The following is a 15171-nucleotide window of genomic DNA, read 5'->3' as shown; positions in this document are numbered from 1 at the left end:
GCGTGTTAGCTTTGCCTGAAACCAGCAGGGAGAGCATCATGCAGCAAACGGCAAGAACCGTAGTCATCCATGAAACCGGCGGCCCCGAGGTTCTGCGGGTCGAGGACCGCGCGGTGGGCGATCCCGGCCCCGGTGAGGTGCGCATCCGCCATCATGCTTGCGGGCTGAACTTTATCGATGTCTATCAGCGCAGCGGGCTGTATCCGCTGGACCTGCCCCACGCGCTGGGGATGGAGGCCGCGGGGGTGATCGAAGCGGTCGGCGAAGGTGTTTCCCATCTGGTGCCCGGCCAGCGCGCCGCCTATGCCGCCGCCCCGCCCGGCGCTTATACGCAGGCCCGCGTGATGCCCGCCGCGCAGGTCTGCCCCTTGCCCGAGAGCATTTCCTTTCGCACGGCGGCGGCGATGATGCTCAAGGGGATGACGGTGGAGTATCTGTTTCACCGCACAACACCCCTGAAACGCGGCGACACGGTTCTGTTTCACGCGGCGGCGGGTGGTGTCGGTCTGATCGCCTGCCAATGGGCCAAATCCGAAGGCATCACTCTGATCGGCACCGCCGGGACGGATGAAAAATGCAGCCTGGCGCAGTTCAACGGGGCCGCCCATTGCATCAATTACCGGACCGAGAATTTTGTTGAACGCGTGGCCGAGATCACCGGCGGCAAGGGTGTGGACGCGGTGATGGATTCGGTAGGGGCGGATACGTTTCAGGGCTCGCTGGATTGCCTTAAACCGCTGGGCATGATGATCTCGTTCGGCAATGCCTCGGGCCCGGTGCCGCCGGTAGAGCTTGGGCTTCTGGCACAGAAAGGGTCGCTAAAGCTGACGCGGCCAACCCTGTTCACCCATATCTCGGACCCTGCAGTCTGCCAGGCCATGGCGCGGCGACTGTTCGGCAAGGTGGACGGGCGTGAGGTGAAAATCCACGTCGAACAAACCTTCACGCTGGAGCAGGTGGCCGACGCCCACCGCGCGCTTGAGGCGCGCCAGACCACGGGCAGCACGGTGTTGGAGCCGTGATCAGATCAGCCCCGGCGCAATTCGCCGGGGCTGTTGTTTACATCAGAACCGATAGGCCGCGCGGATCTGGACCGTGGTGGCATCCACATCCACGCCGGTTGAGTTGAAATTGTCGAACTCGTGATACAGGATCTCGCCCGCGACGCTGATATTGGGGGCCACGATCTGTTCGTAACCCGCGCCGATGAACCAGCCATCGTCGCTGCCCAGCGTGTCGGTATCCGCCTCGGCATACCCGGCGGTGCCGTAGACCAGCCCCTGCGGGTTCACCTTGTACCCGGCTCGCGCCTTAAGCCGCCAGACATTCTCGACCGTGGCCGCGCCTGACAGGTCCACGTCGGACCAGTCATAATCAAAGCCGCCGCCGACCACCCAGTCGCCCAGATCATAATCGTAACCCAGAATGAGGCCGCCGATCAGACCGTCGCCACTGACCCCGGGCGCGCTGGTGTCAATATCTGCATAGCCGATCTGTGCGCCGCCATAAAAGCCGGTCCAGTTGCCCGAGGATTGCGCCAGCGCCGATCCGGCGACCAAAGTCGTAACAGCGGTGGCGAGTGCCAGTTTTCCAGTCATCTGTTATTCCTCTTCATAAAAATTGCCCTGCAGCCCGAATGGCTCACAGGTTTGTGTTTAGATATACGGTCCGGCCCTGGGGCCAGATCACTGAAAATTCCGTATCCCGCTCGGGGTGCGTGCGTGACCTGTGGTCGATGCAGCGCGGGCCCATTGAAATTGGACGCTTATCTGGCGGTTCAGATATGTCCGGGGCGCAGGGTCTTCAAATGACGAACGGCGGCGGATGCGATCCGCCGCCGATGCGCTGAAAATTTTCAGCGGATTATTGCGCCTGCAGTTCCGCAGGGGTCTTGTCAGCGATGTCTTCCCAGTTGGTGCTGGCTTGTTCGATAAAGCCCGGGATATCGCCTTCCCAGCGTTCCTGGATGTCTTTCGACAGGTTCAGGTACAGCTTGTTGTCAACGATTTTCCAGTAGGTCGGATCACCGTCGAACTTGAAGCCCATGGCTGCGCCGAATGCGCAGTAGCCGCCATATGCGGGCAGGTATGCTTCCGGGTTGGCTTCAAAAGCGGCTTTGTTTTCCTCGTTGGCAAAACGATACAGCGCGTCGTTGTGCAGGGTCGAGATGCGGTAGTCGCCTTTGGTCGGTGCGCCTTCGGTGAAATAGGCAACCGGGTCATAGCCCTGCATCGCCAGGCCGGTCGAGCTTGCGTTCAGTTCAACGCCAGCGGCCAGGGCCGAGCTTGCAATGGCAACAGACAGCGCAACGCCGCCGATGATGGATTTGATCTTGTTCATGACTTCACCTTTCGTGAATTGGGCCACCTGAAGCACCTGCAATACGAGCCGGGGCAACCCTTTGATTTTTGTCCGTGCGGTCGGAAATTGGCCGTCACAACAGGACAGTTGGGCGGCGGGTCGATCACGTTCAAAACAATCAATTGTGATTGTGCGCCAATGAATACAATTTGTTCATATGTGCACGTTGGGCCGCAGGGACAGCACGAATTCCACAACCTTTTCGGCAGGCATTTCACACGGGCGCAGCAGCGCCTTGCCCGACCGCGTCAGATAGAGGTTGAGGCTGATATAGTCTTTCCCGCCCAGCTCATGCGCCACCAGCTTGTGGGATTGCCCGCCCGCCAGCACGGATCGCGACGCCACATAGTGCCGGTCCCCAGCGTGGCCGGTTAAGGTGCCCTGCGGCAGGGCGAAGAAGGCGGTCAGAAAACTGTCTGGCGGGGTCACGACTTGCCGATTTTCGGCTCGGTTCCCGCTTTGATGCGCGCCACGTTGGCGCTGTGCCGCCAATAGACCAGCAGGGTCAGAATGATCCCCAGAACAAAGGTCGACCCATTGGTCAGCAGCATCACCCATGTGGTCGACAGCGCCGCTGCGGCCAAGGCGCCGACCGAGGATATCCTCCAGATCGCCGCCGCCGCCAGCCAGGTCAGGCAGCAGGCGACGCCGACGCGCCAGTCCAGCGCCAGCCACAGGCCCAGAAAGGTGGCAACCCCCTTGCCGCCCTTGAAGCCCAGCCAGACCGGAAAGCAATGGCCCAGAAAGGCAGTCAGCGCAGCGATCTGGGCCGCGTCCTCTCCGGCCAATGCGCGCGCCAGCAGCACGGCGACCGCACCCTTGGCCGCATCGAACAGAAGGGTCAGCGCGGCGGCCCCCTTATTGCCGGTGCGCAGCACGTTGGTCGCGCCGATATTGCCGGACCCGATATTGCGCAGATTGCCCAGCCCCATGACCCGCGCGACGATCATGCCAAAAGGGACCGAGCCCATCAGATATCCCAGCGCGGCCCAGAGGATCAGCTGGGTCGTTGTACTGTCAAATTCGGGCATCAGCCTCTCCGGTAGACTTCTTGGCCTGCAACATAGGTTGCGGTGACCTTACCTTGCATCCGCTGGCCGTCAAACGGCGTATTCTGCGATTTCGATTTCAATGCAAAACGGTCCAGCACAAAGGGCACATCCGGGTCGAACAGGACCAGATCGGCGGGCGCTCCGGTGGCCAGCCGCCCGGATTGCAGGCCCAACCGCTTGGCCGGGTTCAGCGCCATCGCCCGGAACAGGGTCGGCAAATCCAGCTGCCCCGCGTGATACAGCCGCAGCGCCGCAGGCAGCAGGGTTTCCAGTGCTACTGCGCCCGAGGCCGCCTCTTCAAACGGCAGGCGCTTGCTTTCCTCGTCCTGCGGCGTGTGCATGGAACTGATCGTGTCGATCAGGCCGGTCCGCACCGCTTCGATCACCGCCTGCCGGTCATCTTCGGACCGCAGCGGCGGCTTGACCTTGAAGAAGGTGCGATAGTCGGCCACGTCCAGCTCGTTCAGCGTCAGATGATGGATTGAGGTTCCAGCGGTGATATCCAGCCCGTTGCGCTTGGCTCGTTCCAGCGCGGGCAGGGCGCGGGCGGTGGTGATTTGGTCGGCGTGATAGGCGGCGCCCGTCATCTCCAGCAGCGCGATGTCGCGGTCCAGTCCCATGCGTTCTGCCATGGGCGAGACGGCGGGCAGACCCCGCAGGGCGGCGAACTTGCCGCTGGTGGCGGCAGCCCCGGCGCTGAGGACCGGTTCCTGCGGGTGTGCGATCACCAGCGCGCCGCAGGATTTCGCATAGGTCAACGCGCGAGAGAATACCTTGGTATTGACGACGACATGGTCGCAATCAGTGAAGGCCACCGCACCGGCATCCTGCAAAAAACCGATCTCGGTCATCTCACGCCCGTCACGACCCTTGGTCAGCGCGGCCATGGGCAACACATTGACAGGGGCATCCGCCTGCGCCCGACGGGTCGCAAATTCCAGCGTTTCCGGCGTATCGACCGCCGGCAGGGTATCGGGGCGGGTCACAATGGTGGTCACCCCACCCGCCGCCGCTGCCAGCCCGGCGGATTTATAGCTTTCCTTATGGCGCTCGCCCGGTTCACAGACCTTGACGCCGATATCGACGATACCGGGGGCAAGACAGTGACCACCGCAGTCGATTTGCGTATCCGATGCCGGGGCCTCCCCCTCGCCGAGCGCCGTGATCCGGCCATCGACCACCTGCAACCAGCCTGGGCTGTCCGTTCCGGTCTCGGGGTCGATCAGGCGGGCATTTGTGAAGACAAGAGTGCTCATGACATTGCCCTTTCGATGGCGGCTTTGGTGGTGGCGGGGTTGGCTTGATACTTGATCAGATGCTTGTCGCCGGTTTTGGTAACGATCTGCACATAGCTGCCCATGGTGTTGACCGCCTGTATCTGGTTCAGCGGCACCTTGCGCGGGCCGGGTCCGGTCAGCGTGGTGTCGGTCATCTGCCACGTGGCGGTCAGTTCTTCGGAGGCCAGATACCACGCGCGCAGCCCGATGGCGGCCAGCCCAGCGGGTGCGCCGGTCCAGATATACGGATTGCCGATCAGCCACAGCACGATCATTGCGCCCGCCATGGCTGCGGCGGCGAGCCATGCGTTTGTGCGGATGTAGGTCCCTTTGTCGGCAGCAAAACTTATCGGATCAGCCACAGGGCACCTCCGATCAGCAGAATGGCCAGCACCACGATCAGGGCCAAGCCGATGCGGCGCGGTGTGTCGCTGACAACCGGAGTTTGCGGCGCCGAGAACGGCTTGGCGCTCTCGGTGGGGATCGGGCTGCCGGTCCAGTTTGTCGCCTCTTCGGTGTAAAGCCCGATCAGGCGGATGCGGCGGTCGGGGATCAGCGTGGCCGGTCGCCCGTGGAACGCGGCGCTGCGCAGGACCATGACCCAGCCGTCGATGGCTTTCAGCGCGACCCGGTCCAGTTGATCCCCAGATACACCGCAGCCCTCGTTCAGGTAGCCATAGAGCCCGAGGTCTTCGAGGTCCGAGACCGGGAAAATGTCGATCTGTTCCGGGTCAAGCCCGGCGACGCCCAGAACCTGTTCGGCGGCACCGGGTTCGCGCAGGAACTTCGCCTCTTCCGGGCGCATGTCCAGCGCGAACAGGCGCACCACGCCGCGTTCGTGGGGGGCGATGGTCTGCTTGTTCATGCGACCTCGGTCAGGTTGCGGGCCAGCAGTTCCATCGCGGCCATGCGGACGGCGACGCCCATTTCCACCTGCTCTTGAATGACGGACCGGTTGATGTCGTCGGCCAGCGTGCCGTCAATCTCGACCCCCCGGTTCATCGGGCCGGGATGCATGACGATGGCATCGGGTTTGGCCAGCGCCAGCTTTTCTGCGTTCAACCCGTAGCGGTGATAGTATTCGCGCTCAGACGGGATAAAGCCACCATCCATCCGTTCCTTCTGAAGGCGCAGCATCATCACGACATCGACGTCTTTCAGACCCTCGTTCATGTCGTCATAAATCTCGGCACCGAACTCGGCGAATTGGCCGGGCACAAGGGTCGGAGGGCCAATCAGCCGGATACGGTTTTCCATCTTGCCCAGCAGGATCAGGTTCGACCGGGCCACGCGGGAATGCGCGACATCTCCGCAGATGGCGATGTTCAGCCGGTGCAGGCGGCCCTTGGCGCGACGAATGGTCAGTGCATCCAGAAGCGCCTGCGTTGGATGCTCATGCCGCCCGTCGCCTGCGTTCAGCACGGCGCAATTCACCTTCTGCGCCAGCAGATCGACCGCGCCGGAATGTGGGTGCCGCACCACCAGAAGATCGGGGTGCATCGCGTTCAGCGTCATCGCCGTGTCGATCAGCGTCTCGCCCTTTTTGATCGAACTGGCCTGCATCGCCATGTTCATCACATCCGCGCCCAGCCGTTTGCCCGCCAGTTCGAAGCTGGCCTGCGTGCGGGTCGAGTTCTCGAAGAACATGTTGATCTGTGTCAGCCCCGACAGCACGTCGGAATGTTTGGCCGATTGCCGGTTCAGGTCGACATATTTCTCGGCCAGATCCAGAATGGCGGTGATATCGGATTGCGACAGATGCTCGATGCCAAGAAGGTGACGATGGGCGAAACGCATGTGGCGGGCTCCTGTCTGACAATCGGGCCGCTTATAAGAAGGTCCGCGCGTGTAGGCAACCTAAGGTTCCGTCCCCTCGGGCAGTTTCTCGCACCCGCCGCCGGGCAGGCATTGCTCGCCGGGTTTGCACCATTTGCCATAGCCGCAGTCGATGGCCTTGATCGGGACGCAGCCCTGATGCTGCGAACATTTGAACCCGGTGCGGCATTGCGATCCGGTTTCCTCGCACAGATACCAGCCGGGTTCGGTGCATCCTCCGCCCGGCAGGCAGGATGATCCGGCGGCGCAGACCGAGCCATTGTCGCAGACGCTGGGCAGCCTTCGGTTCGCTGTGCCCGGATCGAATTCCGGCGTGATCCGTTCGCATTCTCTGCGCCCGTTGCAGATATGACCGCCGGGGCAATCAAGGCGTGACGTGCATTTATTGGCCCCCGCAGGTGCGCAGCGTGCGCCGCCCGCGACGCAGCGTTCGAACGGGCCGCAGGTGCGTCCGCCGCCGCAATAGGTGTGACCGGGCGGGATGCAGCGGCCATCGAAGCTGCATCTTTGTCCGGCGGGGCAGCAGCCACGCCCACACTGCAGCTGACCGGCGCGGCATTGCCCATCCCTGCCGTGCAGCTGGGCCAATGCGGACGGCCCGCTGGTCAGGAACAGCAGTACGCTGACCAATAAAATTCGCACGAATGAAACCATGGTAGATACAATGGTCGGTGCGACCGAGCGCCATGGCAAGGTCTATTCGCTTTCCATCGGCTCTCAGGCAGGTAAATTGATCGTATGGAATCGGGCCTGGATCATCTCACTGCGCGCGCCCTGCTGGAATGGCAGGTCGAACTGGGCGTGACCGACGCGATCGGGGACGCTCCGGTCGATCGGTATGCGCTGCCAGACACTGCACCCAAGGCGAAGAAACCGGCGGCGGCTGCGGCCCCGGCCAAGCCCGCACAGGTGGATGCCGCTGCAATGGCGCAGCAGGCGGCGAAATCCGCCGGGTCGCTGCCCGAGCTGCGTGCGGCGATGGATGCGTTTGATCTGTGCGATCTGAAACGCGGCGCGCGGCAGTTGGTGTTTGCCGATGGCACTCCCGGCGCGCCGGTGATGATCGTGGGCGAGGCCCCTGGCCGGGATGAGGACCGCGAGGGCAAGCCCTTTGTCGGGCGCGCCGGGCAATTGCTGGACCGGATGCTGGCGGCGATTGATCTGGATCGCACGCAAAACGTCTACATCACCAATGTGCTGCCGTGGCGGCCGCCGCAGAACCGCGACCCCAAACCCGAAGAGATCGGGATGATGAAGCCATTTCTGGACCGCCACATCGCGCTGGCCAAGCCCGAGGTGCTGGTGGTGATGGGCAATATCAGCTGTCAGGCGGTGCTGGGCAAACGCGGCATCACAAGGCTGCGCGGGCGCTGGGATCAGGCGCTGGGCCTGCCGGTGATCCCGATGTTCCACCCCGCCTACCTGCTGCGCCAGCCGCAGATGAAACGGCAGGCCTGGGCCGATCTTTTGGAGCTGCGGGCCAAGCTGGGGGCCGGATCATGAAGGTTCTGGCCTTTTCCGACCTGCATATGGCCCGCAACCGCGCTGCCGATCTGGTGACGGCCAGCGCCGAGGCGGATCTGGTCATCGGGGCCGGGGATTATTGCAACATGCGGCAGGGTCTGGATGAGGCGATGGGGATGCTGTCAGGCATCACAACCCCGCTGGTTCTGGTGCCCGGCAACGCCGAAAGCGCCGAGGAACTGACCGAGGCTGCCCCTGACGGCGTGCATGTGCTGCACGGCGCGGGCATGACACTGGACGGGCTGCGCCTGTTCGGGCTGGGGTACGGTGTGCCGGTCACACCCTTCGGCGATTGGTCCTGCGACCTGACCGAAGGTGCCGCTGCCGAATTGCTGGATCGGTGCGAGGGTGCGGATATTCTGATCGTGCATTCTCCGCCCAAGGGGTATGGCGACCGGACATCGCAAGGTATGTCGGTGGGCTCGGTCGCGGTGCGCGATGCCATCGAACGTATCCAGCCCGCCTATGCCTTTTGCGGCCATATTCATGACAGCTGGGGTTATCGCGGGTCCATCGGGCGCACGCAGATCGCCAATCTTGGCCCTACCCCCAATTGGTTCGAGGTGAACGCATGATCGAAACCGTAACCCTGCTGGCCTTCATCCCTGCGGCCATGGCGCTGAACTTTACCCCCGGTGCCGACATGATGTTCTGTTTCGGCCAAGGGCTGCGGTCCGGTGCGCGGCCCGCGATGGCCGCCAGTGCAGGGGTCTCGGCTGGGTTGATAGTGCATGTTCTGCTGGCCGGGCTTGGCCTTGGCGCGGCGGTTGCGGCTTTACCATGGCTGTTCGACGTGATCCGCTGGGTCGGCGTGGCCTATCTGCTGTATCTGGCGTGGGGCGCCATTCGGAACGGAGCGATTGCGGCAGATGCGCCGGGCAGGCCCGCACGGTCGGCCTTTCGCGACGGGATGCTGGTCAACCTGACCAACCCCAAGGTGATCCTGTTCGTGCTGGCCTTCATCCCGCAATTCGTTAACCCCGCTATAGGCCCGATCCTGCCGCAGTTCCTGATTTTCGGCGTGATCATCGCGGTTGGAGGGTTCGTGGTGAACGGTCTGGTCGGCATCTTTGCCGGTGGGGCCGGGAAGGTGCTGATCTCGAACCCGCGCGCCTCGCGCATTCTGGGCTGGATCACGGGGGGTATCTTTGCCGCCCTCGCGATCCGGCTTGCCATTCTGGAAAAGGCCTGACGCCACATGTCGCGTATTGACGAAACCATGGAATTCATTCCCGTCCGTGTGGCGGTTCTGACCGTCTCGGACACGCGGACGCTGGCCGAGGACCGCTCGGGCCAGACATTGGCCGACCGGATCGAACGGGCCGGGCATGTTCTGGTGGACCGGCAGATCATCCATGACGAACGCACCCAGATCGCGGCCCAGCTGCGCCTGTGGATCGCCGACCCGGAGATCGACGTGGTGATCTCGACCGGTGGCACCGGGCTGACCGGTCGCGACGTGACGGTCGAGGCGCATCGCGACGTCTATGACAAGGAAATCGAGGCGTTCGGGACCGTCTTCACCATGGTGTCGATGGAAAAGATCGGCACCTCGGCGGTACAGTCGCGCGCCACGGGTGGCGTGGCCGGGGGCACCTATCTGTTCGCCCTGCCGGGCAGCCCCGGGGCCTGCAAGGATGCCTGGGATGCGATTCTGGAAAAACAGCTGGATTATCGGCATCGCCCCTGCAATTTCGTGGAAATCATGCCCCGATTGGACGAACATCTGCGACGGAAGTAGACTGGTCCAACGTTCAACTTCTCATAACCGCTTTGTGGCTTGGCATATTTCGCCGTCCAGCTACATTTTGCGGCAGGCAGCCCATTGCAACCGGGGTGAATAATACATGCGATTCTTGCGGCAGAGTCTTCTGGGTGTCTTTTTGGCGTCGCTGACGCTGGCCCTGCTGTTTGTGGCTGTTCAGATGATCGCAGGCGCGGTGCAGGACGTGCTGGCCCGCGATGACCGTGCGCCCGAAGCGCGCGAGCGGGTGTTTGCCGTCAGCGTCCGCACGGCGGAACCGGAAACGGTAACCCCTTATCTTGAGGCATTCGGTCAGGTCCAAAGCCGCCGCCGGTTGGAGCTGCGCGCAGCCCTTGGCGGACGTGTCGTGGCGCTGGCCGATGATTTTCAGGATGGCGGCTCGGTGTCCGCCGGCGAATTGCTGGTCCGGCTTGACCCGGCAGATGCGCAATCGGCGCTGGATCGGGCCAAATCCGACCTGCTGGATGCACAATTCGAAGAACGCGATGCCGAACGATCCCTGCTGCTGGCGCAGGATGAGTTGAAATCGGCGCAAGCTCAGGCCGCATTGCGCGACCGCGCCCTGCAACGTCAGCGTGATTTGCAGGAACGCGGCGTCGGTGCGGCGGCTGCCGTGGAAGAGGCTGAACTGGCCGCGACCTCGGCCCATCAGGCGGTGTTGTCCAGCCGGATCGGTCTGGCGCAGGCTGAATCGCGGGTCGATCAGGCAACAACTCTGCTGGCCCGCGCCCGGATCGCCCTTGAAGGGGCCGAGCGTGATTTGGGTGACATGACCATTCACGCCCGTTTCGCCGGAACATTGACCGAGGTTACGCTGGTCGAAGGGCGTTTGGTCTCGGCCAATGAAAAACTGGCGGAACTGGTTGATCCCAACGCCTTGGAGGTCGCCTTTCGCATATCGACCGCGCAATTCGTGCGGCTGCTGGATGACGAGGGCGATCTGATCTCTGCGCCGGTGACTGTCTCGCTTGAGGTCACAGGAACCGATCTGGTCGCTACCGGGCGGATCAGCCGCGACAGCGGCGCTGCGGGTGAGGGGCAGACCGGGCGTCTGGTCTATGCCCGCCTTGACGATGCGCCGGGATTCAAACCGGGCGATTTCGTTACTGTTTCGGTCGAAGAACAGGCGCTGGACAATGTGGTGCGCTTGCCCTCATCGGTGCTGGACGCCACGGGGAATGTGCTGGTGCTGGGCGCAGATGACCGGTTGGAGCCGTTGCCTGTGCAACTGGTCCGCCGACAAGGGGATGAGGTGCTGCTGCGTGGCGAAGGGCTGGCCGGGCGCGAGGTTGTGATTGGTCGCACTCCGCTGCTGGGATCAGGCGTCCGGGTGCGTCCGCTGCGGGTTGAGGCCAGTGTGGCCCAGCCCGATATGGTCGAACTGTCGGATGAAAAACGCGCCGAACTGGTGGCGCAGGTCGAGGCCAGCGCGCGGATGCCGCAGGCGGTCAAGGATCGGGTGCTGGGCCAGCTTCAGCAAACCAGCGTGCCCGTCGCCCTTGTCCAGCGGCTTGAAACCCGGGCCGGAGGCTGACGGCGATGATGCGCGACATTCCCGGCGCGGCGGGGGGTATCCTCAGCTACTTCACCCGACACCGGACGGTCGCGAACCTACTGCTGCTGGTCATGCTTGTACTGGGCGCGGCGGCCATTCCCAACATGCGGGCGCAGTTCTTTCCGGATGTGATCCTGGAAAGCGTCAATGTCGATGTCGAATGGGACGGCGCGGGTGCCGAGGATGTGGATAACGGCATCGTGCAACTGCTGGAACCGGCACTGCGCGCGGTCGAAGGGGTTGGCGGCACCGAGGCGACCTCGCGCGAGGGGTCCGTCCGTATCAATGTCGAGTTTGAGCCCAATTGGGACATGTCCCGCGCGGTCGAAGAGGTCAGAACCGCCGTCGACAGCGTGACCAACCTGCCCGAGGATGCCGAGGAACCCAGCATTCGCCGCTCGGCCTGGCGGGATCGGGTTACGGATGTGGTCATCACCGGGCCGGTGGAATCGGATCAACTGGCGAAATTCACCGATGAACTGATCGGCCGTCTGTTCGTGGCGGGCGTGACGCGGACCACGATCCGCGGTCTGGCCGCCCCCCGTATCGTAGTCGAGGTTCCGACAGCGCAGCTGATCGCCAATGACATCACGATGTCCGAGATCTCTTCGGCCATCGCGGCAGAGGTCACCGCCAGCCCTGCCGGTGACGTGACCGGCGCCAATGCCCGTATCCGCACCGGCGCGGAAAAGCGCACGCCCGAGGAAATCGAAGGCATCGCGCTGCGGACCTTTGCCGATGGCTCCAAGCTGGTTGTGGGTGATGTGGCGACGATCCGGATCGAAGGGGTGGCCCGCAGTCGCAGCTATTTTGTCGGTGACAACCCGGCGATGTCGATCCGGGTGGATCGCTCGAATCTGGGGGATGCCATCGACATTCAGCGCACGGTCGAGGACGTGGTGCAGGAGCTGCAGGCCAGCCTGCCCGAGGGCATCATGATTGAGCTGATCCGCACCCGGGCGCAGGCCATTACTGACCGTCTGGATATTCTGGTCGACAACGGGCTGGTCGGGCTGGGGCTGGTGGTCTGCCTGCTGTTTCTGTTCCTGAATGCGCGCATCGCCTTTTGGGTGGCGGCGGGTATTCCGGTGGCGATGTCGGCGGCCATTGCGCTGATGTATCTGGGCGGGCTGTCGATCAACATGGTGTCGCTGTTTGGCCTGATCATCACGCTGGGCATCGTGGTCGATGACGCCATCGTGGTGGGCGAACATGCCGATTTCCGCGCCCGCCGATTGGGCGAGCCCCCGGTGGTGGCCGCCGAACGCGCCGCGCGGCGCATGGCAATGCCGGTATTTGCCGCAACACTGACCACCGTGATTGCCTTTTTCGGCCTGACCGCCATCGGTGGCCGGTTCGGAGAGTTGATCCGCGACATTCCCTTTACCGTCATCGCCGTACTGATCGCCTCGCTGATCGAATGTTTCCTGATCCTGCCCAATCACATGGCCCATGCCATCGCCCATTCGGCCAAGGAACATTGGTATGACTGGCCCAACCGGGTGGTGAACCGGGGCTTCCGCTGGGTGCGTGACAGCCTGTTCCGCCCGCTGGTCGCCTGGGTCATCTGGGCGCGCTACGTGGTTGTGGCACTGATGCTGGTGGTGTTTGCCAGCCAGATCGCGCTGTTCATCCGGGGCGACGTGAACTGGCGGTTCTTCAACGCGCCCGAGCGTGGCTCGGTCACCGGCAATTTCATCATGGTCGAAGGCGCCACGCGGGCGGAAACGCTGGAAATGATGCATATGGTCCAGCAGGCCACCGAAGAGCTGGGCCAGATTTACGAAGAACGTCACGGTCGCAATCCCATCGATTATGTGCTGGCCGAGGTTGGCGGGTCCGCCGGGTTCGGGCTGGCGGCGGCGGATGGCAAGGATGCCGATCTGCTGGGTGGTATCTCCATTGAACTGATCGACGCCGACCTGCGCCCCTATTCCAGTTTCGAATTCGTGGGCGAGCTGCAGGATTTCGTCCCGCGCCATCCCAAGGTCGAACTGCTCACCTTCCGCGGCTGGCGCTCGGGGCCGGGTGGCGATGCCATCGACGTCCAGTTCTTCGGCGCCGATGTGAACACGCTGAAATCCGCGTCCGAGGATTTGCAGACCGCGCTGTCCAAATATTCCGAGGTTTCGGCGCTGGAGGACAATCTGGCCTATGACAAGGAAGAGTTCATTCTGGACATGACCGCGCAGGGCGAGGCGCTGGGCTTTCGCATCGAAACCCTGGGCCGGGTGCTGCGGGATCGCCTGAACGGGATCGAGGCCGCGACCTTCCCCGACGGCCCGCGCAGCACCGAGATCCGCGTGGAACTGCCCGAGGCCGAGCTGACCGCCGATTTTCTGGAACGCACGCTGATGCGCTCACCCGACGGGGTCTATGTGCCGCTGGCGGATATCGTCTCGGTCCAGCGGAAATCGGGCTTTTCGACCATAAGGCGCGAGAATGGGTTGCGGATCATTTCCGTCAATGGCGACATTTCCGAGGATGATCCGGCGCAAGCCGCCGAGATCGCCCGCGCCCTGCGCGAGGATATCCTGCCCAACATTGCCTCGGAACGGCAGGTCGAATGGCGCATGGCGGGCCTGAGCGAGCAAGAGGATGAGTTTCTGGCCGAGGCCCGCACCGGCCTGATCCTGTGCCTGACCGGCATCTATCTGGTGCTGGCCTGGGTCTTTGCCAGCTGGACGCGGCCTTTGGTGGTGATGGCGATCATTCCCTTCGGGTTGGTGGGCGCGATCTGGGGGCATTACCTGTGGGATGTGCCGTTAAGCATGTTCACCGTGGTGGGCCTGCTGGGGATGACGGGGATCATCATCAACGACTCGATTGTGCTGGTGACCACGATTGATGCCTATCAGCGCGAGCGCGGGCTGGTGCCGTCGATTGTCGAGGGCACGGCGGATCGTCTGCGCCCGGTCATGCTGACCACGCTGACCACGGTTCTGGGGCTGACGCCGCTGATGTATGAAACCTCGCAACAGGCGCAGTTTTTGAAACCGACGGTGATCACGCTGGTTTACGGGCTGGGCTTCGGCATGTTGCTGGTGCTGTTGCTGGTGCCCGCGCTGCTGGCGATCCTGAACGATGTGGCGCGCCCGATGACGGCCATGCGCCGTGCGCTGCGGGCACCCGACCGGGTGGTGCGGGGCGCGGTGACGATCACCGGGCTGGCGCTGATGGGGTGGCTGGGGGCCTCGATGGTCTGGCCTGCACTGACCGGCGCGCCCTTCGCGATGGTCGCGGATTTCTACCCCGGCGAGGACGGCCCGAAGGCGCTGCAAATGGGGCTGGGGGTCTTTGTCGCCGGGGCGGCGGTGATCCTGATGCTGGGGGTCAGCCTGTCGGGCCTGCTCTATTCACGGCTTTCCGGTCGGGCCGGGGCCTGATTCAAGCGCCGTTTGCAGCAGGTCGGGGACCCGGTCGCTCATCGGCAGGTCGTGGCTCAGGATACGGTCCACCGGAAACCACTGCGCATCAAGTGCGTCATCGGCGGCAACCGGCGTGCCCGCAATGTACTGGCAGGCCACGCCCACCAGCAGGTAATGCGACACCACCTGTCCCCTGTCATCCCGGCGCAGCAGGTCGAGATTGTCGAGGTAACAGAGCGGCTGTGCGGTGACGCCGGTTTCTTCCAGCAATTCACGCGCGGCGGCCTGAAAGACCGTCTCACCCCATTCCACATGACCGCCGGGAAAGCCCCAAAGGCCCGCGTCCGGCTGTTTGCTGCGTTGCACCAGCAGAACCCGGCCCTTGTGCAGGACCACGGCCAATGCTCCGATTTTGGGGGTTCGGCTCATGCGG

17 protein-coding genes are annotated in these 15171 nt (G+C 63.5%); 7 read left to right on the top strand and 10 right to left on the bottom strand.

The window, feature by feature from the left end; all coding sequences use genetic code 11:
* The first annotated feature begins 38 nt into the window (after positions 1 to 38).
* Positions 39 to 1022 carry a quinone oxidoreductase gene (locus MPJ51_RS08120; RefSeq protein ID WP_298384435.1) on the top strand — a complete coding sequence of 328 codons (984 nt, stop codon included), beginning with the start codon at positions 39 to 41 and terminating at the stop codon, positions 1020 to 1022.
* Positions 1023 to 1064: 42 nt separating this feature from the next.
* Here MPJ51_RS08120 and MPJ51_RS08115 read toward each other — a convergent pair whose 3' ends face one another.
* The 9 genes from MPJ51_RS08115 to MPJ51_RS08075 all read right to left on the bottom strand — a co-directional run bounded on the left by MPJ51_RS08115 (position 1065) and on the right by MPJ51_RS08075 (position 7168).
* Positions 1065 to 1598: a porin family protein gene (locus MPJ51_RS08115; protein WP_298384432.1), complete on the bottom strand. Its 534-nt coding sequence runs from the start codon at positions 1596 to 1598 to the stop codon at positions 1065 to 1067.
* 265 nt (positions 1599 to 1863) lie between these two features.
* Positions 1864 to 2340 carry a YHS domain-containing (seleno)protein gene (locus MPJ51_RS08110; protein ID WP_298384429.1) on the bottom strand — a complete coding sequence of 159 codons (477 nt, stop codon included), beginning with the start codon at positions 2338 to 2340 and terminating at the stop codon, positions 1864 to 1866.
* 174 nt (positions 2341 to 2514) lie between these two features.
* The gene (locus tag MPJ51_RS08105; RefSeq protein WP_298384426.1) at positions 2515 to 2790 is read right to left on the bottom strand and encodes a hypothetical protein; all 276 of its coding nucleotides are present in this window, start codon (positions 2788 to 2790) and stop codon (positions 2515 to 2517) included.
* Positions 2787 to 3392 (bottom strand): glycerol-3-phosphate 1-O-acyltransferase PlsY, encoded by a 606-nt coding sequence (gene plsY, locus MPJ51_RS08100; RefSeq protein WP_298384423.1) that lies wholly within the window; start codon positions 3390 to 3392, stop codon positions 2787 to 2789. The genes MPJ51_RS08105 and plsY overlap by 4 nt, the downstream gene beginning before the upstream one ends.
* Positions 3392 to 4669 (bottom strand): dihydroorotase, encoded by a 1278-nt coding sequence (gene pyrC, locus MPJ51_RS08095; RefSeq protein WP_298384420.1) that lies wholly within the window; start codon positions 4667 to 4669, stop codon positions 3392 to 3394. The genes plsY and pyrC overlap by 1 nt, the downstream gene beginning before the upstream one ends.
* Positions 4666 to 5052 carry a hypothetical protein gene (locus MPJ51_RS08090; RefSeq protein ID WP_298384418.1) on the bottom strand — a complete coding sequence of 129 codons (387 nt, stop codon included), beginning with the start codon at positions 5050 to 5052 and terminating at the stop codon, positions 4666 to 4668. Before MPJ51_RS08090 ends, pyrC begins: the two co-directional genes overlap by 4 nt.
* Positions 5037 to 5555: a hypothetical protein gene (locus MPJ51_RS08085; protein WP_298384415.1), complete on the bottom strand. Its 519-nt coding sequence runs from the start codon at positions 5553 to 5555 to the stop codon at positions 5037 to 5039. The genes MPJ51_RS08090 and MPJ51_RS08085 overlap by 16 nt, the downstream gene beginning before the upstream one ends.
* Positions 5552 to 6487: an aspartate carbamoyltransferase catalytic subunit gene (locus tag MPJ51_RS08080; protein ID WP_298384412.1), complete on the bottom strand. Its 936-nt coding sequence runs from the start codon at positions 6485 to 6487 to the stop codon at positions 5552 to 5554. Before MPJ51_RS08080 ends, MPJ51_RS08085 begins: the two co-directional genes overlap by 4 nt.
* 60 nt (positions 6488 to 6547) lie before the next feature.
* Positions 6548 to 7168, bottom strand: coding sequence for a scavenger receptor class F, member 2 (locus MPJ51_RS08075; RefSeq protein WP_298384409.1), 621 nt, complete (start codon positions 7166 to 7168; stop codon positions 6548 to 6550).
* A gap of 96 nt (positions 7169 to 7264) precedes the next feature.
* Here MPJ51_RS08075 and MPJ51_RS08070 point away from each other — a divergent pair, with 96 nt between their 5' ends.
* From MPJ51_RS08070 to MPJ51_RS08045, 6 genes are all read left to right on the top strand, one after another.
* Positions 7265 to 8029: a uracil-DNA glycosylase gene (locus MPJ51_RS08070; protein ID WP_298384405.1), complete on the top strand. Its 765-nt coding sequence runs from the start codon at positions 7265 to 7267 to the stop codon at positions 8027 to 8029.
* The gene (locus MPJ51_RS08065) at positions 8026 to 8625 is read left to right on the top strand and encodes a metallophosphoesterase family protein (RefSeq protein WP_298384402.1); all 600 of its coding nucleotides are present in this window, start codon (positions 8026 to 8028) and stop codon (positions 8623 to 8625) included. The genes MPJ51_RS08070 and MPJ51_RS08065 overlap by 4 nt, the downstream gene beginning before the upstream one ends.
* On the top strand, positions 8622 to 9242 hold the full coding sequence (locus MPJ51_RS08060; protein ID WP_298384399.1) for a LysE family translocator: 621 nt from the start codon (positions 8622 to 8624) through the stop codon (positions 9240 to 9242). Before MPJ51_RS08065 ends, MPJ51_RS08060 begins: the two co-directional genes overlap by 4 nt.
* Positions 9243 to 9248: 6 nt before the next feature.
* Positions 9249 to 9791, top strand: a complete 543-nt coding sequence (moaB, locus tag MPJ51_RS08055; protein WP_298384396.1) for a molybdenum cofactor biosynthesis protein B — start codon at positions 9249 to 9251, stop codon at positions 9789 to 9791.
* 106 nt (positions 9792 to 9897) lie between these two features.
* Positions 9898 to 11349, top strand: coding sequence for an HlyD family efflux transporter periplasmic adaptor subunit (locus tag MPJ51_RS08050; RefSeq protein ID WP_298384393.1), 1452 nt, complete (start codon positions 9898 to 9900; stop codon positions 11347 to 11349).
* A 5-nt stretch (positions 11350 to 11354) separates the two neighbouring features.
* Positions 11355 to 14756 carry an efflux RND transporter permease subunit gene (locus tag MPJ51_RS08045; protein WP_298384390.1) on the top strand — a complete coding sequence of 1134 codons (3402 nt, stop codon included), beginning with the start codon at positions 11355 to 11357 and terminating at the stop codon, positions 14754 to 14756.
* Here MPJ51_RS08045 and MPJ51_RS08040 read toward each other — a convergent pair.
* Positions 14727 to 15167 carry an NUDIX hydrolase gene (locus MPJ51_RS08040; RefSeq protein WP_298384387.1) on the bottom strand — a complete coding sequence of 147 codons (441 nt, stop codon included), beginning with the start codon at positions 15165 to 15167 and terminating at the stop codon, positions 14727 to 14729. The genes MPJ51_RS08045 and MPJ51_RS08040 overlap by 30 nt on opposite strands.
* Between the last annotated feature and the right edge of the window lie 4 nt (positions 15168 to 15171).

The sequence above is a fragment of the Ruegeria sp. genome (assembly GCF_028066395.1).
Lineage (GTDB): Bacteria > Pseudomonadota > Alphaproteobacteria > Rhodobacterales > Rhodobacteraceae > Ruegeria.
The sequence above is the reverse complement of the archived record's forward strand: the minus strand, read 5'-3'. Positions and strand labels throughout refer to the sequence as shown.

Excerpts from the sequence above, each read along its gene's own strand:
- MPJ51_RS08065 (WP_298384402.1), top strand. The coding sequence starts at position 8,026 with ATGAAGGTTCTGGCCTTTTCCGACCTGCATATGGCCCGCAACCGCGCT.
- MPJ51_RS08120 (WP_298384435.1), top strand. The coding sequence starts at position 39 with ATGCAGCAAACGGCAAGAACCGTAGTCATCCATGAAACCGGCGGCCCC.
- MPJ51_RS08115 (WP_298384432.1), bottom strand. The coding sequence starts at position 1,598 with ATGACTGGAAAACTGGCACTCGCCACCGCTGTTACGACTTTGGTCGCC.
- MPJ51_RS08040 (WP_298384387.1), bottom strand. The coding sequence starts at position 15,167 with ATGAGCCGAACCCCCAAAATCGGAGCATTGGCCGTGGTCCTGCACAAG.
- MPJ51_RS08080 (WP_298384412.1), bottom strand. The coding sequence starts at position 6,487 with ATGCGTTTCGCCCATCGTCACCTTCTTGGCATCGAGCATCTGTCGCAA.
- plsY (WP_298384423.1), bottom strand. The coding sequence starts at position 3,392 with ATGCCCGAATTTGACAGTACAACGACCCAGCTGATCCTCTGGGCCGCG.
- MPJ51_RS08085 (WP_298384415.1), bottom strand. The coding sequence starts at position 5,555 with ATGAACAAGCAGACCATCGCCCCCCACGAACGCGGCGTGGTGCGCCTG.
- pyrC (WP_298384420.1), bottom strand. The coding sequence starts at position 4,669 with ATGAGCACTCTTGTCTTCACAAATGCCCGCCTGATCGACCCCGAGACC.
- MPJ51_RS08110 (WP_298384429.1), bottom strand. The coding sequence starts at position 2,340 with ATGAACAAGATCAAATCCATCATCGGCGGCGTTGCGCTGTCTGTTGCC.
- MPJ51_RS08045 (WP_298384390.1), top strand. The coding sequence starts at position 11,355 with ATGATGCGCGACATTCCCGGCGCGGCGGGGGGTATCCTCAGCTACTTC.
- moaB (WP_298384396.1), top strand. The coding sequence starts at position 9,249 with ATGTCGCGTATTGACGAAACCATGGAATTCATTCCCGTCCGTGTGGCG.
- MPJ51_RS08070 (WP_298384405.1), top strand. The coding sequence starts at position 7,265 with ATGGAATCGGGCCTGGATCATCTCACTGCGCGCGCCCTGCTGGAATGG.
- MPJ51_RS08050 (WP_298384393.1), top strand. The coding sequence starts at position 9,898 with ATGCGATTCTTGCGGCAGAGTCTTCTGGGTGTCTTTTTGGCGTCGCTG.
- MPJ51_RS08060 (WP_298384399.1), top strand. The coding sequence starts at position 8,622 with ATGATCGAAACCGTAACCCTGCTGGCCTTCATCCCTGCGGCCATGGCG.